The 22,623-nt window shown below is 71.0% G+C and carries 21 protein-coding genes; 8 read left to right on the top strand and 13 right to left on the bottom strand.

Annotated features, from left to right (window positions below; all coding sequences use genetic code 11):
* Nucleotides 1-13: 13 nt before the first annotated feature.
* From ACIBVP_RS34375 to ACIBVP_RS34355, 5 genes are all read right to left on the bottom strand, one after another.
* The gene (locus tag ACIBVP_RS34375) at nucleotides 14-310 is read right to left on the bottom strand and encodes a WXG100 family type VII secretion target (protein WP_396110607.1); all 297 of its coding nucleotides are present in this window, start codon (nucleotides 308-310) and stop codon (nucleotides 14-16) included.
* Nucleotides 311-368: 58 nt separating this feature from the next.
* Nucleotides 369-683 (bottom strand): WXG100 family type VII secretion target, encoded by a 315-nt coding sequence (locus ACIBVP_RS34370; RefSeq protein ID WP_396110606.1) that lies wholly within the window; start codon nucleotides 681-683, stop codon nucleotides 369-371.
* A 222-nt stretch (nucleotides 684-905) separates the two neighbouring features.
* A complete protein-coding gene (locus tag ACIBVP_RS34365; RefSeq protein WP_396110605.1) occupies nucleotides 906-1,496 on the bottom strand; it encodes a hypothetical protein in 591 nt (196 codons plus the stop codon).
* Between the two features lie 19 nt (nucleotides 1,497-1,515).
* On the bottom strand, nucleotides 1,516-3,321 hold the full coding sequence (locus tag ACIBVP_RS34360) for a type VII secretion-associated protein (protein WP_396110604.1): 1,806 nt from the start codon (nucleotides 3,319-3,321) through the stop codon (nucleotides 1,516-1,518).
* Between the two features lie 15 nt (nucleotides 3,322-3,336).
* Nucleotides 3,337-3,843, bottom strand: a complete 507-nt coding sequence (locus tag ACIBVP_RS34355; protein ID WP_396110603.1) for an HXXEE domain-containing protein — start codon at nucleotides 3,841-3,843, stop codon at nucleotides 3,337-3,339.
* Between the two features lie 37 nt (nucleotides 3,844-3,880).
* Between ACIBVP_RS34355 and ACIBVP_RS34350 the strand changes: the two genes are divergently transcribed.
* Nucleotides 3,881-4,414, top strand: coding sequence for a TetR/AcrR family transcriptional regulator (locus tag ACIBVP_RS34350; protein ID WP_396110602.1), 534 nt, complete (start codon nucleotides 3,881-3,883; stop codon nucleotides 4,412-4,414).
* 42 nt (nucleotides 4,415-4,456) lie between these two features.
* Here the strand turns inward: ACIBVP_RS34350 and eccCa are convergent, their stop codons facing one another.
* Nucleotides 4,457-8,458, bottom strand: a complete 4,002-nt coding sequence (gene eccCa / locus ACIBVP_RS34345; RefSeq protein WP_396110601.1) for a type VII secretion protein EccCa — start codon at nucleotides 8,456-8,458, stop codon at nucleotides 4,457-4,459.
* 135 nt (nucleotides 8,459-8,593) lie between these two features.
* On the opposite strand from eccCa, the gene eccD reads away from it, so the two are divergent.
* Together eccD and mycP are read left to right on the top strand one after the other, a co-directional pair.
* Nucleotides 8,594-9,997: a type VII secretion integral membrane protein EccD gene (gene eccD / locus ACIBVP_RS34340; protein ID WP_396110600.1), complete on the top strand. Its 1,404-nt coding sequence runs from the start codon at nucleotides 8,594-8,596 to the stop codon at nucleotides 9,995-9,997.
* A gap of 16 nt (nucleotides 9,998-10,013) precedes the next feature.
* On the top strand, nucleotides 10,014-11,447 hold the full coding sequence (gene mycP, locus ACIBVP_RS34335) for a type VII secretion-associated serine protease mycosin (RefSeq protein ID WP_396110599.1): 1,434 nt from the start codon (nucleotides 10,014-10,016) through the stop codon (nucleotides 11,445-11,447).
* Nucleotides 11,448-11,661: 214 nt separating this feature from the next.
* Here the strand turns inward: mycP and ACIBVP_RS34330 are convergent, their stop codons facing one another.
* The 6 genes from ACIBVP_RS34330 to ACIBVP_RS34305 all read right to left on the bottom strand — a co-directional run bounded on the left by ACIBVP_RS34330 (nucleotide 11,662) and on the right by ACIBVP_RS34305 (nucleotide 17,528).
* Nucleotides 11,662-12,456 (bottom strand): ESX secretion-associated protein EspG, encoded by a 795-nt coding sequence (locus ACIBVP_RS34330; RefSeq protein WP_396110598.1) that lies wholly within the window; start codon nucleotides 12,454-12,456, stop codon nucleotides 11,662-11,664.
* Between the two features lie 4 nt (nucleotides 12,457-12,460).
* The gene (locus ACIBVP_RS34325; protein WP_396110597.1) at nucleotides 12,461-12,814 is read right to left on the bottom strand and encodes a hypothetical protein; all 354 of its coding nucleotides are present in this window, start codon (nucleotides 12,812-12,814) and stop codon (nucleotides 12,461-12,463) included.
* 13 nt (nucleotides 12,815-12,827) lie between these two features.
* Nucleotides 12,828-14,114, bottom strand: coding sequence for a WXG100 family type VII secretion target (locus ACIBVP_RS34320; protein WP_396110596.1), 1,287 nt, complete (start codon nucleotides 14,112-14,114; stop codon nucleotides 12,828-12,830).
* Between the two features lie 97 nt (nucleotides 14,115-14,211).
* Nucleotides 14,212-15,027, bottom strand: a complete 816-nt coding sequence (locus ACIBVP_RS34315) for an ESX secretion-associated protein EspG (RefSeq protein ID WP_396110595.1) — start codon at nucleotides 15,025-15,027, stop codon at nucleotides 14,212-14,214.
* On the bottom strand, nucleotides 15,027-16,379 hold the full coding sequence (locus ACIBVP_RS34310) for a hypothetical protein (protein WP_396110594.1): 1,353 nt from the start codon (nucleotides 16,377-16,379) through the stop codon (nucleotides 15,027-15,029). Before ACIBVP_RS34310 ends, ACIBVP_RS34315 begins: the two co-directional genes overlap by 1 nt.
* 18 nt (nucleotides 16,380-16,397) lie before the next feature.
* Nucleotides 16,398-17,528, bottom strand: a complete 1,131-nt coding sequence (locus ACIBVP_RS34305) for a hypothetical protein (protein WP_396110593.1) — start codon at nucleotides 17,526-17,528, stop codon at nucleotides 16,398-16,400.
* A 102-nt stretch (nucleotides 17,529-17,630) separates the two neighbouring features.
* Between ACIBVP_RS34305 and ACIBVP_RS34300 the strand changes: the two genes are divergently transcribed.
* The 5 genes from ACIBVP_RS34300 to ACIBVP_RS34280 all read left to right on the top strand — a co-directional run bounded on the left by ACIBVP_RS34300 (nucleotide 17,631) and on the right by ACIBVP_RS34280 (nucleotide 21,365).
* Complete coding sequence (locus ACIBVP_RS34300; protein ID WP_396110592.1) at nucleotides 17,631-18,269, top strand: metallophosphoesterase; 639 nt, start codon at nucleotides 17,631-17,633, stop codon at nucleotides 18,267-18,269.
* Nucleotides 18,266-19,111: a chromosome partitioning protein ParB gene (locus tag ACIBVP_RS34295; protein ID WP_396110591.1), complete on the top strand. Its 846-nt coding sequence runs from the start codon at nucleotides 18,266-18,268 to the stop codon at nucleotides 19,109-19,111. Before ACIBVP_RS34300 ends, ACIBVP_RS34295 begins: the two co-directional genes overlap by 4 nt.
* A 136-nt stretch (nucleotides 19,112-19,247) precedes the next feature.
* Complete coding sequence (locus tag ACIBVP_RS34290) at nucleotides 19,248-19,607, top strand: peptidase inhibitor family I36 protein (protein WP_396110590.1); 360 nt, start codon at nucleotides 19,248-19,250, stop codon at nucleotides 19,605-19,607.
* A 103-nt stretch (nucleotides 19,608-19,710) separates the two neighbouring features.
* Complete coding sequence (locus tag ACIBVP_RS34285; protein WP_396110589.1) at nucleotides 19,711-20,463, top strand: DUF998 domain-containing protein; 753 nt, start codon at nucleotides 19,711-19,713, stop codon at nucleotides 20,461-20,463.
* Nucleotides 20,460-21,365 carry a DMT family transporter gene (locus tag ACIBVP_RS34280; RefSeq protein WP_396110588.1) on the top strand — a complete coding sequence of 302 codons (906 nt, stop codon included), beginning with the start codon at nucleotides 20,460-20,462 and terminating at the stop codon, nucleotides 21,363-21,365. Before ACIBVP_RS34285 ends, ACIBVP_RS34280 begins: the two co-directional genes overlap by 4 nt.
* 74 nt (nucleotides 21,366-21,439) lie before the next feature.
* Here the strand turns inward: ACIBVP_RS34280 and ACIBVP_RS34275 are convergent, their stop codons facing one another.
* The gene (locus ACIBVP_RS34275) at nucleotides 21,440-22,621 is read right to left on the bottom strand and encodes an ABC transporter ATP-binding protein (RefSeq protein WP_396110587.1); all 1,182 of its coding nucleotides are present in this window, start codon (nucleotides 22,619-22,621) and stop codon (nucleotides 21,440-21,442) included.
* Between the last annotated feature and the right edge of the window lie 2 nt (nucleotides 22,622-22,623).

Genomic DNA, 22,623 nt, shown 5'->3' with positions numbered 1-22,623 from the left:
GTCAGCGTGTGACTCAGGCGTCCCAGCGCTTGGTGTTGCGGTCCTCAGCGTCGCGGTAGCCGTCGGTGGACTGGATGACCGCGGTCTCGATCTTCGCGAGCACGACCTTCAGGTGCTCGGCCGAGTTGAACCACTGCTGCTTGGTGGCCTGGAAGCCGGCGCTCGCGCCACCTTCCCAGAGCGTCTCCAGGTTGCTGATCTGCGAGCCCAGGTCGGCGAGGTTCCCCTCGATCGCGGTGACCTGGTTGTGGATGTCACCGGAGAGCTGCTCCAGCGAGCCGAATGTGACTTTGATGTTGCCGTCGGCCATTTCCTAACTCTTTCTCTTAAGTGTCAAAGACGAGGGATGGACCTGATGAACGAACGACTCAGCCGTCTTCCAGCGTCGCCATGATGGCGGAGACGTCGGCGGCCGCCGTGTCTTCCTGCGCCTGGTAGTCGCGGGCCGAACCGGCGACCTGCTCCGCGATGTTGAACAGCGCGGTGTTCAGGTTGGTGAAGTCCGTCGAGTACTGCGACATCAGGTTGGTGAACGCCTGGGCGGCGGCACCGGACCAGGCCCCCTGGACCGAGTCAACGGCCTGGGCCAGCTTGCGGCCGTTGTCCTGCAGCAGCTCGTTGGTGGCGATCATCTGGTCGGACGCGGTGAGAAGTTCCGGTGTCCCAGTCTTGAAGTCACCCATAAGAAAGAACCCCCTTCAGTGGGTCTGTATCGGTCGTACAAGCTCTTGGGTTCGTACGCCTCCTGCGACGTAGACCCTGCCATGTCTGGTTCCACGTTGTCGTCATCTGGTCGGAGGTCGTTGCGAGCGTGAACGCGCACGGCGATCGCACTCGGGAACGCGCAGGCCACAGCGCTGCCGCGGCCGGGGTGGGCACCTTCCGCCGCCGGTGTCCCCGCGTCGCTACGACGACGGCTCTGACCTGCCGGTTTCCGGATCGGACGGGTCGAACACGCCGCCTGGCATGCCCTCCGGGCGGTAGGTTTCCGCGGTCGCGTCGAAGAGGATTCGCTGTTGCGAAAAGTCCTCATCCTCGACACTCGTTCGGGTCGGTTCCGGATCCGGTGAATCGATCCGGGCCATTTCCTCGTCTTCCGGTTCGCCGCTGGTTTCGACGGTTTCGGTGTCTACGTCGAACAGGACCCGGTGCTGGGAGAAGTCCTCCTGCTCGGGGGTGCGTTCCGGTTCCCGCCCGGGCAGGCGGGCGATCAACGCGTCCGCGTCGGGCAGCTCCTCGACGGGAAAACCGTTGGCAGTGCGGAACTCCACAGCGTCCGCACGGGACTCCGGCGTGGTGGGCCGGACGTCACCGCGGCGAACTCCGCGCAGTTTTCCCGTCTTCGCCTGCGCGCCCAGCTCCCCGGTGCTGCGACGGAAGTCCTCCGACGTGGCTCTCGCCTCGCGCGCGGCCCGCCGGGCCCTGGTCAACGCGCTGTCGACGTCCGCCATGAAACGCCGTGCGGCCTGGGGAAAACCGCCGTCCTGCCCGGTCATGCGCGCAACAGTACCGACGTCACCCGGTGATGGTCACCGTCGAGACGATGGTTTCGCACGCGGCGGCCACGTCGTCGGCGCGGTCGCCCGCGTTCTCGCGCTGGCAGCCGACGCTCACCTGGGTGCGGCCCTCGAACAGGACGTACCAGTCGACCGTGGCGTCCTTGTTCGGCAGGGACTGCCGGTAGTGGATCACGTCGCGGCCCGCGAACGACGCGTCCGCGTCGAAGTCGGAGAACGCGGCGCCCGCGGCCTGGAAGTCGCCGCGCAGCTTGTCGACCGCGCGGTCCCGGTCCGCGGTGCTGTCGAACGACAGGCGGATCTGTTCGACGAACACCACGTCGTCGCCCGTTCTCGCGTCGGCCGGTTTGAGTTCGGTGCGCAGCTTGGCCGCGTCACCGCCGGTCTGCAGCCAGCCGTCCGGGAGCGTGAACCGGTACTCGTACTGCGCGATCAGCCTGCTCGGCGAGGCGCTCGTGGCGGTCGCCGCGGTCCCGGTGGTCGCCGTGGCCTTCGGGTCGCGTTCGGAGTCGCCGCCCAGCAGGACGACCGCCAGGCTCGCCGCGGCGGCGAGGACGGCCGCGGTGCCACCCACCACCAGCAGCTGCTTACGCCGTGAGCTGGGCGGTGCGGGCGGCGGGGCCAGCAGGGCGCTCGGCCGCGGCGGCGCGAGCGGACGCGGTGGCGGCGCCGGGGTGAGGCGGCGGGTCTGCTGCTGGTCGCGTGGCACGGGCAGCAGCACCGCGCCCGCTCCGGGGGTGTCCTGGGTGGCGTTCGGGGCCACGGCGAGCAGCGCACCCCGCGCGACGACGGTCTCCGGCTGGTCGAGGGTGGTCGGCACGACACCGCAGCGCTGGTGCACCAGCCGCGACACCAGCGGGATCCGGCTCGAACCGCCGACGAGGAAGATCCCCGCCAGGTCGGCGGGCCGCAGGCGGGCGTCGGCGACGGTGGCGGCCGTGAGCCGGGCCGCGCGGTCGACCGGGTCGGTGATCAGGCGTTCCAGGTCGTTCCTGGTGACGTGCACGTCCGGGAACGGCGGCGGCATCGGCACGTCGGTGTAGGTGTGCCGGGACAGGGTCTCCTTCGCGCCCCGCACGTCCTGGTGGATGACGCGCCTGCGTCTTCGGTCCGGCAGGTCACGCCCCTCGACGAGGGTGCGCCAGCCGTCCGGGTCGGTCCCGGCGACGACCGACCCGACGTGGTCGAGCAGCAGCTGGTCGATGTCGGCGCCGCCGAACGAGTGGTCGCCCTTCGTCGCCAGCACCTCGTACCCGGCGGGACCCGGCCGGACGACGCTGACGTCCACGGTCCCGCCGCCGAGGTCGAGCACGGCGAGCGGCCTGCCCGCGCCCGGGAACCGAGCCGCGTGGAACACCGCGGCCGCGACCGGCTCCGGCACGAGCACGATGCGGTTCGCGAGGCCGTTGCCCGCCTGGCGGAGCACGCGGGCACGGACGCCGCCCCAGTCGGCGGGGTGGGTGAGCACCAGCTGCTCGACGACCGCGCCGCCGCCGACCCGGCGGGCCTCGGCGACCGCGCGGCTAAGCACGGCGCGGATCACGTCCCGCACCTGCACGACGCTCGCGCCGAGCAGCAGCTCCGTCTCGTCGATGCGGCGCTTGGGGTGCGGCTCGTAGCGCGACGGGTCGATCGCCGCCTGCCGGTCCGCCTCCTGCCCGACGAACAGGTTGCCGTCCCGGCCCGCGTAGACGGCTGACGACATCAGCGGGAGCCCGTCGACGGTCACGACCTGCGGTTCCCGGCCCGCGACCACGATCGCGACGCACGTGCTCGAGGTGCCGAAGTCGACCGCTACCCGCATTCGCACCCCTGCTCGTCACCGGCCCGCCAGAGCCGATGTTAGGGAGTGTCCGCCGGGTCGACCACCCGCGGGCCGCCGGCAGGCGCGCGCGATCAGGTGCGCCGCCCCGACCGCGACCGGGAACCACGCCAGCGCACCCGTTCCGCCGCCGGTCCAGCGGCCGTCCCGGCGCAGCGTGCGCCACGCCCACACCGAGTACGGCAGGACGACCGTCGGCGCGGTCAGCACGCCCGGCGTGTAGCCGCGGAAGAGCGCGCTCGCGCTGAGGTGCGTGAAGGCGTGCAGGCCGAAGCCGGTGAGCGCGGTCTGGAAGAAGCGCGACCGCCCGCCCGTACGCGCGCCGTCGGCCGCCGCTGCCGCCATCACGACGCCCACGGCGCCGATCGCGATGGCGGACTCCGCCCGCGTGACCGTGGGAACCCTCGGCTGTGCACGCGTCCACGACGACATGGTCGCCAGCTCCTCGAGGTCGTGCGCGAGCCACGCGACCAGGAGCCCCCAGGTCATCTTCTTGTCGCTCACGCTTATTACATTACAACTTGTATCGTAATATGGCCACGTGCCCCGGCCCCGTGATCCCGAAGTCGACCGCGCGCTCACCGCGGCGACCCTGGCCCTGCTCGACGACGTCGGGTTCGACGCGCTGACGCTCGACGCCGTCGCGACCAGGGCCGGGGTGAGCAGACCCGCGCTGTACCGGCGGTGGCCGACGAAGCTGCACCTCGTGGCGCACGTGCTGACCACCTCGGTCGTCCCGATGGCCGACCCGGACACCGGCAGCGCGCGCGAAGACCTCCTGCTGCTCGCGCACGCTCTGGTGGACGGCATGTCGTGGGTGGTGCTGGCCGTGCACGCCGAGGCCCGGCGGGTGCCGGAACTCGGGCTGTACGAGCGCTTCCTCGCCGGGCGGCACGCACTCGTGGCGGAGGTCGTGCGGCGTGGGGTGACGCGCGGCGAGCTCCGCGCCGGCCTCGACCCGGAACTGGTCCGCGACCTGCTGTTCGGGCCGCTGGTCTACCACTGGCTGGCGACGGGCGAGGAGTACCCGGCCGAGCGCGTGTTCGACCACGTGTGGCCGACGCTCACCCCGTGACCGGTGCCCGCGCCGGTTCCCCGGCGCGGGCACGGACGCGGATCAGGCCTCCGGCTGGATCCAGGCCACCTGGATGAGCTGCTGGCCCGTCTTGCGGCTGACCATCGTGCCCCGGCCGGGGGGCATGGCCGACGGGCGGACGTTGCCGATCAGGGCGCCCTCGCCCTTGTCGCCGCTGCCCTGCAGACCCGGCTGCGCGATCTCCTTCAGCTTGCCGAGCACCGGGTCGTACATCGCGCGGGAGGCGCCACCGGTGCGGCGTGCCACCACGATGTGCAGGCCGACGTCCTTGGCCTGCGGGATGAACTCGGCGAGCGGCTGCAGCGGGTTGTTCTGCGGTGGGCACACCAGGTCGTAGTCGTCGCAGACGACGAACAGCTCCGGGCCCTTCCACCAGGACCGGGTCTTGAGCTGTTCCTGTGTGACGTCCGGGCCGGGGAGCCGCTTCTGCAGCGACTTCTTTACCTCGGTGACGATGCCGCCCAGTTGGTTCGACGACACGGCGTACGCCAGCAGGTGCTTCGTCTCGATGAAGCCCAGCATGGTGCGCCGGTAGTCGATCAGGACGACAACGGCCTCCTTCGGCGTGTACCGCTCGGTGATGCCCCGGACGATCGTGCGCATCAGGTTCGTCTTGCCGGACTCGCCGTCCATCAGCGCGAAGAAGTGCGGGTCAGCGTCGAAGTCCAGGTACACCGGCGCGAGCTCGTCCTCGTTGACACCGATCGGGATGAGCTTGGACTCGCGGAACTTGTCCTGCGCCAGCAGCTCCTCGTACGGCATCTGGTCGGGCAGCAGCCGCACCTGCGGCGCCCGCCTGCCCCGCCACGCCTGGTTGATCTTGGCGATGGCGTCCTGGACGCCCTGCGCCACGTCCTCGTGGTTGCTCGACCCGTCGATGCGCGGCAGGCCGACGAGGAAGTGCAGCTTGTCGCGGGACAGACCGCGACCGGGACGGCCCTCCGGCACGTTGACCGCGACGCGGCGGTCCACCTCGGACTCGCTCGCGTCACCGAGTCGCAGCTCGAAGCGGGTGCCGAGGAGGTCCTTCATCGCGGGCCGGATCTCCGCCCACCGGTTGGCTGTGACGATCACGTGCACGCCGTAGGACAGACCCTGCGCGGCGATGTTCAGCACCTGCGACTCGATGGCGTCGAACTCCTGGCGGAAGTTCAGCCAGCCGTCGATGACGAGGAACACGTCACCCCACGGGTCCTCCCGCAGCTCACCGCGGCGCTTGCGGTTGCGGAAGTCGGTCATGGAGTCGATCTGGTTGTCCCGGAACACCTGCTCGCGCATGGAAACCAGGCCCGCGACCTCGGCCACGATGCGGCGCACCTTGTCCGGGTCGAGACGGCCGGCGACACCACCGACGTGCGGCAGGCCCTGCAACGTGCCGAGCGTGCCACCACCGAGGTCGACGCAGTAGAACTGCGCCTCCTCCGCGGTGTGCGTGAGCGCCATCGACATGATCAACGTACGCACGAGCATCGACTTGCCGGACTGCGGACCGCCGGCGACCGCGGCGTGCCCGGCGGCGCCGGAGAAGTCGGCCCACAGCAGGTCACGGCGCTGTTCGAACGGCTTGTCGATCAGGCCGAGCGGCGGCTGGAGCCTGCCGTTGCCGAAGAAGCCCGCGGGCGAGAGGCCGCGGTCCTCGGTCGGCTGCAGCGGCGGCAGGAGCGTGTCGAGCGAGTTCGGGGTGTCCAGCGGCGGCAGCCACACCTCGTGCGCGGGCGGGCCCTGGCCCTGCAGCCGGGACACGATGACGTCCAGCTCGCTGGGCTCCGTCGGCTGGTTGCTCTCCTGCCTCGGCGCCTCCTGGACCACCTCGACCGGCTTCTCGGGCTCCTTCGGGATCTCGACGTAGTCCGGCACGAACAGCTTCGCGCGCCGGTCGCCGGTGACCACCGCGGCCGGGCCGACGGTCTGGATGCCCGCCGGGCGGTACGGCCCGGACACGTACGACGCCTTGAACCGCACCATCGTCGACGTGTCGAACTTGAGGTAACCGGAGCCGGGAATCGACGGCAGCTCGAACGCGTCCGGCACACCGATCGCGGCACGGGACTCGGCCGCGGAGAACGTCTTCAGACCGATCCGGTACGACAGGTGCGAGTCCAGACCGCGCAGCTTGCCCTCCTCCAGGCGCTGCGAGGCCAGCAGCATGTGCATCTGGAGCGAACGGCCAAGACGGCCGATGGCGACGAACAGGTCGATGAAGTCCGGCTTGGCGCTCAGCAGCTCGGAGAACTCGTCGACCACGATGAACAGCGCGGGCAGCGGGTCGAGGTCGGCGCCGTTCTCGCGGGCCTTCTCGTACTCCCACACGTTCTTGAAGTTGCCGCCGTTCTTCAGCGCCTCCTGCCGCCGGTTCATCTCACCGGCGAGCGCGTCCTTCATGCGGTCGACCAGGGTCAGCTGGTCCTGCAGGTTGGTGATCGTCGCGGCGACGTGCGGCGCGGAGTCCAGCCCGAGGAACGTGGCGCCACCCTTGAAGTCGACGAGGACGAAGTTGAGCGTCGTCGACGAGTGCGTGGCGAGCATGCCCAGCACGAGCGTGCGCAAGAACTCGGACTTGCCGGAACCGGTCGCGCCGATGCACAGGCCGTGCGGGCCCATGCCCTCCATCGCCGCTTCCTTGATGTCCAGCTCGACGGGCTGGCCGAACTCGCCGACGCCGAACGGCACGCGGTAGCGGTCACGGATGGGCCGTGGCCGCCACGCCTGCTGCACGTCGAACGTCATCGGGTCGCCCGGGATGCCGAGCAGCTCCAGCAGCGTCGGGTTGGACAGCAGCGGCTCCTCGCCGCCGTCATCCGCCGCGGCCGCGCCAAGCCGGTACGGCGAGAGCTTGCGGGCCAGCGCCTCCGCCTCGGCCACGGACATCTGGTCGGGCCTCGCGAACCACTCGACGCCTGACGCGCTGCGGGCGCCCAGCCGGTCCTCCTCGACCACGAGCCGCAGGCCGCGGCGGGCGGTCAGGTTGCCGAGGCTCTCGGACAGGTCCATCAGCGTGACGCCGACCAGGCCCTCCTCGAGGATGATCTGCTCCTCGCGGGTCACCTCGCCGTCGTCGAGGACGATCACGATCTGGGGCTGGTCGGGCTGCGGCGGCGCGTTGCGGGTGAACCGCTGCCGGTCGCGCAGCTCCTCGTCGAGCCAGTCCTCCACCTGGGCCAGCGAGCCGGCCATCATCCGCATCTGGCCGATGCCGTCGACCATCGTCGGGTGCTGGGTGTGGGGCAGCCACTTCGCCCACTCCCACTCGTCCTTCGCGCGGCCGGAGGTGACCACCGCGATCAGCACGTCGTCGGGCGTGTGGAACGTCACGAGCTGGGCGAGCAGCGCGCGGGCGAGGCCGCGGGTCAGCTCCTTGTCACCGGACAGGCCCACGGCCGCGAAGCCGCGGATCGCGACCTGGATCGGCAGCTCGGGGACGATCGAGTGCGCGCGCACGAACCGGCGCAGCGCGAGCGTGGCGATCGGCTCCAGCTCGTCGACCGGGCCGGTCTGCGGCGGCACGAGCCGGGTCGCGAGGCGCTGGCTGCCGCGGCCCGCGCGCAGGTGGCAGAAGTCGGGGTCGGACTGGCGGCGCTCCCACATGCGGCGGCTGGTGGCCATGGACCACAGCGCCTGCGGGTCGGGGTGCACCCACTCCAGCGCGGCGCGCTGGTCGAGCGAGGCCTCACGGGCCCGGTCACGCATCTGGCCGAGGTACCGCAGGTAGTCCTTGCGGTCCTCGTTCATCTCGGCCTTCTTCGGGCCGCCGCCCCGGTTCTGGCCGAACATGCCGACCATCGAGAACATCATCATCATCGGGAACAGCAGCGTCACCGGGTTGCGGCCGATGGCGCCGCCCGCGGTGAACATCAGGGCCATCATGCCCAGCATCGCGACGACCATCACGACGGGCATGAGCTTCATCAGGATGTTGCCCGGGATGACGCGGGGCACCTCGGGTGGCGGCTCGAGGTGGACCTCGCCGCCGGGCTGCCGCGGCGCAGCGAGCCTGGGTGAACGCTTGAACTGAAGCGTGCTCACCGTGTACCCCTCATCCCGATAGATCCCCAACTTGGCCGAACCCGCGCACGAGCCGCGAGCGGCAAGGCCATACTAGGGGCCGCCACCGACGGCATTGGGTGGTTATCGCAAGACGACAGGTGAGGGGGCTGCGGGGTGGCTACCGGTACGACAGTGTTCAGCCGGGTGACGGTGGTCGCGCCGAGAACGCGCATCGACGTCGCGCTCCCCGCGGGTGTCGCGGTGGCGGACCTGCTGCCGATGCTGCTGGAGATGGCCAAGGAGGCCACGCCGGACGGCGGCGCCCGCCACGGCGGGTGGTGCCTGGCCAAGCTGGGTGACAGCCCGCTCGACCCGAGCCGCACGCTCGCGTCGCTCGGCATCGTCGACGGCGAGCTGCTGCAGCTGCGCAAGCGCGCGGAGAACCCGCCGCCGCCCCTGTACGACGACGTCGTCGACGCCATCGCCGAGTCGTCACCGGACAGCTACCGGCCGTGGACCAAGCAGACCGCGAACCGCATCGGCTACATCGCGGGCGCGCTGGCGCTGATCGTCGCGGCCCTCACCGTGCTGATGACCGGCCCGCTGTTCGGCGGGTCCCACATCGGTGCGTCCGTCGCCGCGGGCGCCGCCGCCGTCGTGTGCGTCGCGCTCGGCGCGGTGATCGCACGCGGCTACCAGGCCGAGACCGCCGGTGTGCTGATCGCGGCCGCGGGCGGGTTGCCCATGGCGTTCGTCGCGGGCCTCTACATCGTGCCCGGCGCGACCGGACGGGCCAGCCTGCTGCTCGCGTGCGCGCTCGTGCTGATCGTGTCGTCGGCGTCGATCATGCTGATCGGTGCCGGGGTGACCACGTTCGTCGCGGCCGGTTCGGCCGCGCTGATCGGGGTCATCGCGTTCGCCATCGGCACCCTGATCGCCCACCCCGCGCCGGGCATCGCCGCGGGCACGGCCGCCGTCTCGCTCGCCGCGCTGTCGATGCTGCCGAGGGTCACGATCCAGCTGGCCAGGCTGCCGCTGCCGAACGTGCCGGGCAACGCGGAGGACCTCAAGGAGGACGCGGGCTTCCCGGACTACCGGTCCATCGAGCGCCGCGCCGGTCTCGCGCACGAGTACATGACCGGCATGATCATCGGCCTCGGCAGCGCGGCCGCGATCTCGGCGATCATCACCGCGAGCAAGTCGGACTTCTGGGCCATCGCGATGGCCGTCTCCGCGACGCTCGTGCTGCTGCTGCGTGCCCGCACCTACGCCAACGGCAGCCAGGCCATCGCACTGCTCGCCACCGGCATGTTGTCGGCCGCGGGCATCATGATCGGCTGGCTGATCGGCGCGGACACGTTCGACCGGCTGCTGTGGGTCTTCGGCACGCTCGTGCTGATCGCCGCCGCGGCACTGGTGCTCGGCGTGATCTTCCCGGAGCAGCGCTTCTCACCGCCGCTGCGCAGGACCGTGGAGATCATCGAGGCCATCTGCATCGCGGTGCTGCTGCCGCTCGCGCTGGCCGTGATGAACCTGTACGGCACGCTGCGGCACGTGAACATCCTGCCTGCGAACTAGGGGGAGCCCGCCCGTAATGGCTGTAACCCGGACAACTCGGGTCCTGTCCGTGCTCGCCGCGACCTCGTTGGCGTTCGCGCCGGTCGCACCCGCGGCGGCGCAGCCGTCGTCGGAGCCCGACGCACCCGCGAAGGCGGGACCGACGCCACCACCGCTGCCACCGGGCTTCGCGACCCCGGTCGACTCCGGTGAGCCGGACCACCCGTACACGCCGAAAACGCAGTGCGTGTCGTCCAAGGGTTCGACGGCCCCGCTCGAGTACAAGCCGTGGGGCCAGGACATGCTGCAGTTCGAGGAGATCTCGAAGTTCGCCACCGGCAAGGGCCAGAAGGTGGCCGTGATCGACACCGGTGTGACCCCGCACGACTACTTCCAGAACCGGCTGGAGGGCGGCGGCGACTACGTCGTCAAGAAGGACCGCGGGCTCCTGGACTGCGACGGCCACGGCACCGAGGTCGCGGGCATCATCGCGGCCAACCCGAAGAACGAGTCGATCGGGTTCCGCGGCATCGCTCCCGACGCCGGGATCGTCAGCATCCGCCAGTCCAGCGCGAACTACGAGTACAAGAACCCGGAAACGAACCAGAGTTCGGCCGCGGGCAACCTCGGCACTCTCGCGCAGGCCATCGTGCGCGCCGCGAACACGCCGGGCGTCACCGTGATCAACATGTCGGTGGACTCCTGCCGGCCCGCGTCCGCCGGGGAGATCTTCGACCCGGAGCGGCAGGTGCAGGCCGCGCTGCGGTACGCCGTGGAGGAACGCGACGTGGTGCCCGTGGCGTCCGCGGGCAACCTGCCCGAGCGGGACTGCAAGGAGCAGAACAGCCCGGACCCGAAGAACCCGACGCAGATCGTGATCCCGCCGTGGTTCTCCAAGTACGTGCTCTCGGTCGCGGCGATGAACGACGACGGCAGCGTCGCCGAGTTCTCGATGACCGGCCCGTGGGTGAGCGTCGCCGCCCCGGGCACCGACATCATCTCGCTCGACCCGGCGAACTCGAAGGGTCTCGCGAACCAGACGGTCGACGACAAGGGCAACGCACAGCCGATCCAGGGCACGTCGTTCGCCGCGCCGTACGTGGCCGGCCTGGCCGCGCTGGTGCGGGAGCGGTTCCCCGAACTGGACGCGCGGCAGGTCATGGACCGCATCAAGTCGACCGCGTCGCACCCGGCCGCCAAGAACGGCCACGACAACCTCGTCGGCCACGGCATGATCAACCCGATCGCGGCGCTGACCGCCTTCATCCCGGCGGAGGAGAACATCCCGGCGGACAAGGCGATCGACGTCCCGTTCGAGATGCCGCCGCCCTACGAACGCAACTGGACCCCCATGCAGGTCGCCATGATCGGCTCCGGCGGCGGCCTGGGCCTCCTCCTGCTGACCCTCTTCGTGGTCCACACAGTCAAACGCAACCGCCGCCCCGAACCAAAACCCCGCCCCAGAAACTAACCCCCGCGAGTCACGCGCCAAAACACCGCGAGTCACGCGTTCAGACACCGCGAGTCGCGCTCTGGGACACACCGAGTTGTCGGTTTCGTGCAGGTGACGTCTGCATGAAACCGACAACTCAGTATGTGCGGGAGCGCGACTCGCGGTGTTCTGGCGCGCGACTCGCGGTGTTCTGGGGCGCGACTCGCGGTGTTCTGGGGCGCGACTCGCGGGGTTAGCGGGTTTTCAGGGAGAGTTTGCGGATTGTGTCGCGGATTTCTTCGCGGGAGAGCGGGTTCACGCTCATCCACTCGGCGTCGCCCGCGAGGCGGTAGCGGCCGCGTTCGGTGTCGAGCCAGCGCAGTTCCTCGCCGACGCGCTGCCACTGGTCCTCGGTGTCGTCGCGGCGGGCGACGCCCACCTGACCGTTGCCCAGCACCGGCTGCAGGTGCGACACCATCCGCCGCACCACGCGGTCGTCGATGCCCTGTGCCGCGATGACGTCGTCGACCTCCTGCGCGGTCAGGCGCTCGTCCCGGTCGACGAGCGCGCTGAACGCCGTCTCCAGCGCACGTCGCGGCAGGCTGAACGGCGCGGTCAGCGGTGTGTCGGCGCGCGGCACCAGCCGCACGAGGTCGTCGAGCGCCTCGTCGAGCGTCGCGGCCTTCATCCGCACCATGCCGTCGTCCGACGCGAGGTCCTGCGTCACCAGCAGCGCCTCGTCCCGGTGCACCAGCACCGCGGCGGCCAGCAGCACCTCTTCCTTGGCCAGCACCATGTCCAGCACACCGGTGCACGACCGCAGCAGGAACACGAAGTCCTCGGCCACGCCGAGCGGGCCGTTCTCGTCGGCCAGCCCTCGGGCGGTCAGCTGCTCACGAGCCGACCTGAACAGCGACCGCTGCTCGGCCTCGCTCGTGCCCGTCGACGGGATCTCCAGCGGGAACGGCGCCTCGACCTCGGCGAACACGCACAGCAGGTCCACCTCGACGGTGTGCAGCGGCGCACCAGCGTTGACGCGCAGTTCCATCGCGTCAGTAGTACCGGTTCTTGGTGGCATTGTCTGCGTCCGCCTGGAGGTACGTCCCCGCGGTGTGCTCGGCCGCCAGCACGAACTCCGTCATGTGCGCGACCGCGAGGTTCAGCTGGCCGCGCAGGCCGCGCTCGCTGCCCATGCGGTCGGTGAACTTCTCGGCCAGCTCCTGCCCGACCGGGCTGGTGCCCAGCATCGGCGCGTAGTCCGGTGTGGACAGATCCTCGACCTCGCGGGTGACCGCGTCCAGGTGCCTGCGCACCTCGGCGACCGCGTCCGCGAACGCCCGCACCTCGGCGGGGTCCACCGCCCAGCCGGCACCCGAGCCTGACGGCTGCGACTCGTCGACGTACATGCGTGAGTTCCCCTCAGAGCCCGATCACCGGCGGTGCCGCCTTGAGGTCCGACGAGAAGGGGTCCTCCTCGATCGGCACCCTCCTGCGGTGCTCACCGTCCTCCTCGTCCTCGCCGCGGCGCCCAGCGGCGCCGCCGCCCATGCCGAGCCCGCCGGTCTTGCTGAACCGGCCACGGCCACGGTAGTCGCGGTCACCACGGCCGCCGGCGCCGCCCATGGCACCGGGGAACCCGGCGCCACCGCGACCCGCGCCGACACCACGGCCGCCCGCGCCCCGACCACCCGCGGCACCGCCACGGCCGCCGGCGTACGGACCCATCGCGCCCGCGCCACGGGCGTTGCCCATCGGGGGCATCGCGCCGAACGGACCGCCGGGACCGCCGCCCGTGCCGCCACCACCGCCGAGGCCGGGCAGCCCCGGGCTGTTCGGACCGAGCCCCGTCAGCGACTGCCAGCGCCCTTCCGGCCCACCCGCGAACGACGGGGTGGTCACCTGGCCCAGGTCCAGCGGAGGTGCGGGGGTCGGCCGCCACGGCCCGCCGACGCCTGGTGGCGGTGCGGGCACGCCCGGCCTGCCGATGCCGTCGTCCGGGTTCGGCAGCGGGCCGGTGCCCGGGTTGCCACCGTCGGACGGGAGCCCGAACTGCGGGGTGGTCTGGTCGATACCGAGCAGCGCACCCTCGTAGCGCTGCATCGTCTGCACGGCCTTGCGCTTCATCTTCTTCTTCTTCGACCCGAACCCGAAGACGCTCGCGATGCCGCCGATCGCGGCGCCGAAGGCCGCGCCGATCGGGCCAGCCACCGCGAACCCGGCCGCCGCACCACCACCGGCCGTCGCGAGCCAGTTGTTCTTCGGCATGCCGGGCATGGTGTCCTGCGCGGACCGCAGCGCACCGCTCGCGTCCTGGATCGGGCCGGACATCCGCTGCGCGGTCTCGCCGAGCTCACCGATCCAGTGCGCGTTGGTGGTGACCTTGCGCACCGCCTCGTCGGCGGCCGTGCCGGTCCAGTACCGCATCAGCTTGTCCAGCGACCGCGACAGGTCCTCGGAGGCCTTCGACACCGCCGAGCCGTGCCTGCTCCACTCACCGGCCAGCGCGTCGAGCTGTCCGGGGCTGGCCCGCTCGGCCACCATCTTGATCAGTGACTCGAGGCCGTAGCCGTTCCAGTTGACTCCGCCGTTGACCCACAGGTCGTTTTCCTCGCGCCTGCGCCTGCGTTCGTCCCGCGCGTGCTGCGCGGCCTCCTGCGCACGCCGCCGCGCGTCCGCCACCTGCTGGAGGATCTGCTCGAAGCCCACGCCCCCGCCCCTCCCACCATCGATTCCGACGGTCACGGTAGCCGATGCCACCGACGCAGAGCACGCGAACAGGTCTCAACTTTTCGCAAGCGAACGCTCAACCACGGAGTGACTGGGCGAGCCCGCGTACCGCCACCGCGAGATCGTTGCCGTGCATCGGGTTCACCGACAGCCAACCACCTTCGGTGCCGTCGCCCAAGCCCTCGACCAACTGGAACCTCCCCCGCTCGGTGTCCAGCCAGCGCAGCTCGGCACCGACGCGCTGCCACTGCTTCGCGTAACCCGCCCGGGTCGCGAGGCCCATCTGCCCGTTGCCGAGCACGGGTTGCAGGTGGGTCACGAGCCTGCGCGCGAGCCGGTCGTCGATGCCGTTCGCGGCGAGCAGCTCGTCCCACTCGTCCCGGCCCAACGGGTCGTCCCGGCGGTTCAGGAGCATCCGGTAGACGCGGTCGAGCGCGGCCTTCGGCAGCGAGAACGGGGCGGTCAGCGCGGCCCCGTGGTCGGGGACGAGGCGAAGCAGCTCGTCGACGGCGTCGTCGAGCGGCAGCTCGGCCATGCACAGCCGGCCGGCACCGGTCAGCTCCTGGGTGGTGAGCACGGCCAGGTCCTGCCTGGCGAGCAGAACCGCGCCCAGCGTCTCACCGCCCGCCGACATGACGAGGTCGAGCGTCATCGCGGCGTCCTGCAGCAGGTACGCGAACGCCTCCGCGACGCCGAGCGGGCCACGTTCGTCGGCGAGGCCACGGGCGGCCAGGTTCTCCCCGGCCGCCCGCAACACGGCACGTCGTTCCTCGGTGGTGGCACCGGCGGACGGCACGCGGAGGGGGAACGGTGGCGCGGAACCCGCCGCCGCGCACAGGAGATCCACCTCCGCGGCGCCCACGGTCACCGCCGACCTGGCGCTGATGATCATCAGGCAGGTGCGCCGTGGTCGTCGTGCTGCTCGCCGGGCTCGTCACCCGGCTGCTCCGTGTGCCGGTCCTCGGCGCCGTCCCGGGGCGGTTCACCGGGCTGGTCCTCAGGCGCGTCCTGGGACTGGTCCACCGGGCCGTCCTCCGGCCGCTCACCGGGCTGGTCCGCGGTCCGATCCCCGGGCTCGCCCTGAGACTGGTCGCCAGGCCCGTCCCCCGGACGCTCGCCGGACTGGTCCACGGGCCCGCCCTGAGCCTGGTCGCCAAGCCCGTCGCCCGGACGCTCGCCGGACTGGTCCTCAGGCCCGCCCTGAGGATGGTCGCCAGCCTGGTCGTCGGGCCCGTCCTGGGACTGGTCCCCGGCCTGGTCCTCTGGCTGCTCGCCGGACTGGTCCTCGGCCTGCTCGCCAGGCGAGTCCCCGGGTCCGTGATCCTCGACGCCGTCCTCGGGCTGGTCCTCTGGCCGCTCGCCGGACTGGTCCTCGGGCCTGTCTCCCGGCTGGTCCTCGGCCTGGTCGTCGGGCCCGTCCTGGGACTGGTCCCCGACCTGGTCCTCGGGCCGCTCGCCGGACTGGTCCTCGGCCTGCTCGCCAGGCGTGTCCCCGGGTCCGTGATCCTCGACGCCGTCCTCGGGCTGGTCCTCGGGCTTCTCCTCGGCCTGGTCCTCGTCCTGGGCCGGGTCGTCGCCGTGGTGGTCGTGGTGGTGCCCGTGACCGTGGTCGACCGGCTCGTCGTCCCACCACTCGACCTCGTACTTGAACTTGTCCAGCTCCTCGACGGCGTTCTCCTCGGCCTGCTCGTAGGCCTTCGACGCCTCCTCGGCCGTGCTGACGAACCGCTCCATGCGCTTCATCGCCTCGGTGAGCATGGCGCGCAGGCCGTCCTCGGCGTTGAGCCGGTCGTCGAACTTCTTCGCGAGCTGCTGGCCGACGGGGCTGGTGCCCAGCTGCGGGCTCAGCTCCGGGCCCTGCATGCGGTCGACCTTCATCCGCACCGCGTCGAGGTACGCCCTCGCCCGCACGACCGCGTCACCGAACGCCCGCAGCCGGTACGAGTCGACCTCCCAGCCACCCGTGGACGTCTGCGCTGGCTCGGCCATGGTGGTCGCGGGCGCGTCCGGCATCGCGGGTGGCGGCGGTGGCGGCGGCGGTGGCGTCGTGGTCGCCTCCGGCAGGGCGGGCGGTGGCGGTGGTGTGGCGGGCGCCTCCGGCATCGGTGGCGGCGGCTGCGGTGTGGACTGGTCGCCGGTCACCCTGGCGATCCACGCCGAGCCCTGGTCCCCCTCCGCGATCGGCTGCGGCACGTCGCTGCCCTGTTCCCCCTGGAGCACCGCGAGCAGGTTCTCTGTGGACATCCCTTAACCCCTTGTTCCCTATAGGCCGATGACCGGTGGTGACGCCTTCTGACCCGTGTCGAACGGGTCGTCCGCGTCGAAGGGAACTCGTCTGCGGTGCGCCTGTCCCGCCCCCTGCGCACCCATGCCCGCGCCGGCCATCGGGGCCATGGGCCCCATCATCCCGCCGGTCGTCGGGCCGCCGCCGGACGTCGGCACCGCCCCCGCGGCTCCGGTCGGCAGGCCGCCGCGGGCAGCTCCTCCCAGGTTGCCCGCGGTGTCGCCGATCGTGCCGCGGCTCGTCATCGGGCCGGGCAGCACGCCGCCGAGCCCGCCACCGGTACCGGCACCGCCGATCCCGCCGGACAGCCCGCCGACACCGCCGACGCCGCCACCTCCGCCGCCACCGTCGTAGGCGCCGACGCCGGACATGGACGACGAGCTGGCGTCGGTCATGCCGGTCAGCAGCTGCCAGCGCAGGTCGACGCCCGCCGCGACGTTCACGCTGCTGATCCACACGTCGCCGCCCGGCGTCACCCCGACGTCGCCGACACGCGGCCGCAGCTGGGTGCCCCGGCCCTCGAAGTGCGGCGTGGCCTGGTCGATGCCGACCGCGGCCTGCTCGAACCGCTGCATGGTCTCGATCGCGACCCGCTTCAGCCGCTCCTGCTCGGCCCGCGCCTGGAACGCGCTCTCCGAACCGGCGGCGGTGGCCCCGACGGCCGACGCGAGCGGGCTGCCCTCGGTCACGAGCCGCGCCCGTTCCGCGCCCTCGGGGGCCGACCCGGGCACCGCGGCGGGCGGTGTCTCCGGCAGCTTCGGCATGGCCTCCTGCGCGGACTTCAGCGCACCGGCGGCCTCCTCGATGGGGGCACCCATCTCCTTGGCGGTCATGCCGAGGTCGCCGACCCACTGCGCGTTGAGCGCGACCGTGTAGCGGGCCTTGTCGGCGGTCTCGCCGGACCAGAAGTCCATCAGGTCGTCGAGGGCTTCCGCGAGGTAGTCGGCGGCGTCGGCGACCCCGTCACCGGTCGTGCGCCAGTCGTCGGCGAGTCTCTCCAGCTGCGGCACGCTCGCCTTGTCGACGACCATGTTGACCAGCTCTTCCAGTGTGAACGCGGCCCAGTTCACACCGCCACTGACGTAGTAGTCAGACCCCTGTTCTGTCATGGAGTTCCCCGTCCCTCTTCCCCGACATCCGTTCCTGACTGTAATGGGTCGTGTGCGGCGACGGCACTAGTCTGATCAGACGCCCGCCGTACGCTCGTTGGTGTGCCGAAGCTCCTGACAGTGTCCGACGAGATTGTCGAGTCGCTGTGGACGGAACGGGTAGCGGAACGTTTCGGTTCTGTCGACCTGGTGCTCGCGGCCGGGGATCTTCCCTTCGACTATCTCGATTTCCTCGCGTCCGCACTCGACCGCCCACTGGTGTTCGTGCCCGGCAACCACGACGCCGACCTGTCCGCGTATTCGCGGCGGCGTGGCATGTGGTTCGCCTCCGGTTTTCCGGCCCGCTACCCGGGTCCGCGCGGGGCGGTGAACGCCGACGGCCGCGTGGTGGAGGTGGCCGGGCTGCGGATCGCCGGGCTGGGTGGGTCGATCCGCTACAACGAGGGGCCGAACCAGTGGACGGAACGGCAGCAGTCACGCCGGGCGGCACGGCTGGTGCGGGCCGCACGCGGGCGCCCGGTGGACGTGCTGCTCACCCACTCGCCGCCGCTGGGTGTCGGGGACCGCGACGACCCGCCGCACCGCGGGTTCGCCTGTCTCCACACGGTTGTCGAACGACTGCGACCGAGCGTTCTCGTGCACGGGCACATCCACCCGTACGGACAGCCGGTTCCTGATCGGTCCATGGGCGAAACGCGGGTGCTGAACACGGTCGGATACCGCATCCTGGACGTGCCATGAACCGAGACACGGGCTTTCCAGTAGCCGACGCCGAGAACGACTTCCTGCGTGCGCGCCGCAGGCAGGTCCTTTCGCGACTGGCCGCGTGGCTGCGCAGGCAGCCGGACGACGTGAACATCATGCTGCCGTTCGACGAGGTCGTCGCGGCGCTGAGCCGGACCGGGGAGCGACGCCTCGGCCTGCAAGTGATCACTTTGGACTCGATCGTCGGCAGCGTCGACCGGTCACGGGAGTTCGACCGGCGGTTCCGGCCGACGTCCGGGCAGGTGCGGGAGCGCTGGCAGCGGCTCGCACTCGCGGCGCGGCGCGGCGAGTCGATCCCGCCGATCGAGGTGTACCGGGTGGGCGACATGCACTTCGTCGTCGACGGGCACCACCGGGTGTCGGTGGCGCACGCGCTGGGGCTGAAGACGATCGACGCCTACGTCACCGAGGTGATGACCCGGCTGTCGCCCGGCGGCATCCGGTACCGCGGCGACCTGCTGGTGAAGGACTACCGGCGGATCTTCCTCGACCGCGTGCCGCTGGTCGGCGAGGCGCGGCGGGCGGTGTCGCTGACCGACCCGTGGGACTACGCGGAGCTGGCGGAGTCGGTGGAAGCGTGGGGATTCCGGCTCATGCAGGACGAAGGGCGGTACCTGGACCGCCTCATCGTGGCGCAGCGCTGGTACGACGAGGAGTTCGTGCCCGTGGTCCGGATGCTGCGCCAGGCCGGGATGATCGAGACGCAGACCGAGGCCGAGGCGTACATGTGGGTGGCGTGCGAGCGGTACCGGCTCATCCGCACGCACCGCTGGGACGACGAGGTAATCACCGCGGTCCGGGAAAGCAAACGTCGCTGAAGTTGTCAACTCGATGCCGGTCTTCTGTGGACAACTTCCCCCTGTGGACAACTTTTTTTGCCATTCGCTCCGCCTGCGCGATTCTCGTGGTGCGCCGCATTTCCGCGGCGCACGACACAGAGGGAGTCCACAGGAAATGAAGAAGCTCATCGTCCTGCTCGCGATCGTCGCCGGAATGTTCGCCGCCACCGCGCCCGCCGCGGCCGCACCCGCAACACAACCGTGTGAGCGCGGAGAGTTCTGCCTGTGGCCCGCCGAGAGCTACCAGGGAGACCTCCAGCGGATCGCGCTCGAGAACGCCAATCCCGGGGAATGCGTGCCGCTGCCCGCGGGATTCGACGGTCGGTCGTTCGCCAACCGGACGAAACGTCCCGTCACGGTCTACCAGGGCCGCGACTGCGCCACCGAAGCCGAGTTCGACACGTATCCCGGCGGCGGCACGTTCGTGCCGGAAGCGCCGTACGTGGTGCGGGGGGTGCAGATCTGGGAGCAATGAGTCACCCTGACGAGTGGATCAACTGAATACCTGAGGCCGATCTCAGCCCCGATGCGGGAACGTGTAGGCGCGTGCGCGCGTTGATCCACGTAGGGGGTGGGCGATGGACCGCGACCCGAGCACGACCGGGACCGGGCGGCGTTCGTTGCTGGGCGGGTTCCTCGTTCTGACCGCCATCCTCTCCGTGGTGTCCATCGTCGCGATGGTGCGGTCCCTCGCGACGATGACGTACCTGAACATCCACTTCCGCACCGAGGTGGACCCGTTCTCGCGTGCCGTCAGCTACTACGTCTTCTACGGAGACGGCCGCGAGGCGTTCGCCACCTCGGCGATCGTCCTCGCGGCCGGGACGCTGACGACGCTCGTCGGGTTGCGGTCCGCGGGCCTGCGTCTCGGCGTGCCCGCCGGGGTGTTCTTCGCGATCTGGTGCGTGAGCCTCACGCTCTGCGCGATCTTCCCGACCGACAACAGCAAGTCGGTCACCAGCGTGTCGGGTCTGATCCACCAGGTCTCGGGCGCCGCGCTGTTCGTCAGCCTGCCGCTGGCGGGGCTGTCGCTCGCGAAACGGCTGGTGGAGCGGGTGCACTGGGCGCGCGTGGGGCGTGCGGTGCGGCGGATGGCGCAGGTGGCGATGGCGTTGGCGACCGCGTACCTGGCGACGCGGCTGGCGGACGTCTTCCCAGGTCTCGCGATCCCCGGCATGCTGGACGGACGCGGTATCTCCGGTCTCGTGCAGCGGGCGCTGTTCGGATTGGAGATGCTGATACTGATGGCGCTGGCGGTCCACCTGCTGCGGGTCACGGTCAGCACGGCCCGCGAGCGCCGGGAACCCGCACGAGCCGAGGTCACCGGATGATCGCACTCGCCATCCTGTTCGCGGTCCTCGGTGCGGTCTGCAGCGCGGTGGGCGCCCACCTGCAGCACAAGGGCGTGCAGGCGGAGACGAAGGACGCTGACCTGCGGTTGCGTGGCGCGGCGGCGCTCGTGCACAACCGGACGTGGCTGGCCGGTTTCGCGGTGCTGTTCGCGTGCGCGGTGTTGCAGATCCTTGCCCTGGCGCTGGCCCCGGTCACGATCGTCGCCCCGATCGTGGTGCTGGCGCTGCCCGCGGTCGCGGTGCTGAACGCCCGCTCGTCAGGCGAACGGCTCGACAGGACGGCGACGGTCGCGATCGGCGCGAGCACGCTGGGTGTCGCGCTGTTCGTCTCGCTGGCGTCCAGCAGGGCGACGGCCGTGCACTTCCCGAGCTCGGCGGTGCTGCTGGCGTGCCAGATCGTCGCGGGCGCGGTGCTGCTGTTCGGCGTCATCGGCGCGTTGAGCCACGGCCTCGCCCGCTGCGTCGCGCTGGCAACCGGCGCGGGCGCGGCGTACGGACTGGTGTCGGTGCTGGTCAGGGACGTGACGTACACGTTCCAGCTGGAGGGCGTCCGCGGCATCCCGCCGCTGTCGGTGACCGCGCTGGTGCTGACGTTCGCGGTGGGCTCGTGGTTCATCCAGCTGGCCTACGCGAGCGGCCCACCGGACATCGTGGTCGGCTGCCAGACGGTGCTGAGCCCGCTCGTGGCCACGGCGATCGCCATCGGCCTGCTGGACGAGACCGCCAACGCGGGCGGCCTGACCGGTGTGGGCCTGGTCGCCGGTGCGGCCGTGGCCGTGGTCGGCGTCGCCCTGCTGGCCCGCCACCACCCGGAAGCGACGTCCCGCGCCACACCCCACTCCGCGGAGCGCCGCCTGTTCCGCGCCACGTCCCGCCGCTGACCCGTCGCCTCGGCCCACCGCACGACACGATGCGGGCCCGGCCCCAAAGGACCGGGCCCGCGTCGCGGGGACCGCTACTCCGCGTACGTCAGGTTCCTGCCCGACGACGGGTCGAACAGCTGGATCTTGTCCGTGTCGAACCAGACCTCCACGGACGCGCCCTCCTTCGCGGTGGACGTCGCCGACAGGCGGGTCACCAGCTGCGAACCGCTGGCCGGGACGTCCGTCGCGCCCGCGTCGGCGGCCAGCTCGTCCAGTTCGGCGGACGTGGCCGCCTCGCCCTCGACGGTGAAGTAGGCGTACTTGTCCGAGCCCATCGACTCCAGGACGTCCACCGTCGCGGTGAACGTGGAGCCGGTCGACACCGTCTGCTCGTCCAGCACGTGCGCGTCCTCGAAGTGTTCCGGGCGGATGCCCGCGATCACCTCGCGTGGCGCGTCCGCCGCCTCCGCCATGCGGCGGACGCGGTCGGACAGGGCCACCTGACCGAGCCCCGTCGACAGGCTGCCGTTCTCCAGCGTCGCGGGCATGAAGTTCATCGCCGGGCTGCCGATGAAGCCCGCCACGAACAGGTTCGCCGGGTTGTCGTAGAGGAACTGCGGGGACCCGACCTGTTGCACGACACCGCTGCGCAACACGACAACCCGGTCGCCGAGGGTCATGGCTTCGGTCTGGTCGTGGGTCACGTACACGGTCGTCGTCGCCAGCTGCTTCTGCAGCTTCGACACCGAGGTGCGCATCTGCACCCGCAGCTTGGCGTCCAGGTTGGACAGCGGCTCGTCCATCAGGAACGCCTTCGGACTGCGGACGATGGCCCGCCCCATGGCCACGCGCTGACGCTGGCCACCGGACAGGTTCGCCGGCTTGCGGTCCAGGTGCTGGGTCAGGTCGAGGATCTTCGCCGCCTCGTCCACCTTCTGCCGCACGATCTTGTCGTCGACCTTCGCCAGGCGCAGCGGGAACGCCATGTTCTCCCGCACGCTCATGTGCGGGTACAACGCGTACGACTGGAACACCATCGCGATGTCCCTGTCCTTCGGCGCCTTCTCGTTGACCCGCTGGCCGTCGATGCGCAGCTCGCCGGAGGAGATGTCCTCCAGGCCGGCGATCATGTTGAGCATCGTCGACTTACCGCAGCCGGACGGGCCCACCAGGATGATGAACTCACCGTCCGCGATCTGGATGTCCACCTCGGACACCGCGAGCGCACCGTCCGGGTACCGCTTGCTGACCTTGTCAAGGACGATCTCTGCCATAT

This window comes from Actinophytocola sp. NPDC049390 (assembly GCF_044466355.1).
GTDB lineage: Bacteria > Actinomycetota > Actinomycetes > Mycobacteriales > Pseudonocardiaceae > Actinophytocola.
The sequence above is the reverse complement of the archived record's forward strand: the minus strand, read 5'-3'. Positions and strand labels throughout refer to the sequence as shown.

Coding starts and splice junctions, on each gene's coding strand:
- ACIBVP_RS34375 (WP_396110607.1), bottom strand. CDS start 310: ATGGCCGACGGCAACATCAAAGTCACATTCGGCTCGCTGGAGCAGCTC.
- ACIBVP_RS34370 (WP_396110606.1), bottom strand. CDS start 683: ATGGGTGACTTCAAGACTGGGACACCGGAACTTCTCACCGCGTCCGAC.
- ACIBVP_RS34365 (WP_396110605.1), bottom strand. CDS start 1,496: ATGACCGGGCAGGACGGCGGTTTTCCCCAGGCCGCACGGCGTTTCATG.
- ACIBVP_RS34360 (WP_396110604.1), bottom strand. CDS start 3,321: ATGCGGGTAGCGGTCGACTTCGGCACCTCGAGCACGTGCGTCGCGATC.
- mycP (WP_396110599.1), top strand. CDS start 10,014: ATGGCTGTAACCCGGACAACTCGGGTCCTGTCCGTGCTCGCCGCGACC.
- ACIBVP_RS34330 (WP_396110598.1), bottom strand. CDS start 12,456: ATGGAACTGCGCGTCAACGCTGGTGCGCCGCTGCACACCGTCGAGGTG.
- ACIBVP_RS34325 (WP_396110597.1), bottom strand. CDS start 12,814: ATGTACGTCGACGAGTCGCAGCCGTCAGGCTCGGGTGCCGGCTGGGCG.
- ACIBVP_RS34315 (WP_396110595.1), bottom strand. CDS start 15,027: ATGATCATCAGCGCCAGGTCGGCGGTGACCGTGGGCGCCGCGGAGGTG.
- ACIBVP_RS34310 (WP_396110594.1), bottom strand. CDS start 16,379: ATGTCCACAGAGAACCTGCTCGCGGTGCTCCAGGGGGAACAGGGCAGC.
- ACIBVP_RS34305 (WP_396110593.1), bottom strand. CDS start 17,528: ATGACAGAACAGGGGTCTGACTACTACGTCAGTGGCGGTGTGAACTGG.
- ACIBVP_RS34295 (WP_396110591.1), top strand. CDS start 18,266: ATGAACCGAGACACGGGCTTTCCAGTAGCCGACGCCGAGAACGACTTC.
- ACIBVP_RS34290 (WP_396110590.1), top strand. CDS start 19,248: ATGAAGAAGCTCATCGTCCTGCTCGCGATCGTCGCCGGAATGTTCGCC.
- ACIBVP_RS34285 (WP_396110589.1), top strand. CDS start 19,711: ATGGACCGCGACCCGAGCACGACCGGGACCGGGCGGCGTTCGTTGCTG.
- ACIBVP_RS34280 (WP_396110588.1), top strand. CDS start 20,460: ATGATCGCACTCGCCATCCTGTTCGCGGTCCTCGGTGCGGTCTGCAGC.
- ACIBVP_RS34275 (WP_396110587.1), bottom strand. CDS start 22,621: ATGGCAGAGATCGTCCTTGACAAGGTCAGCAAGCGGTACCCGGACGGT.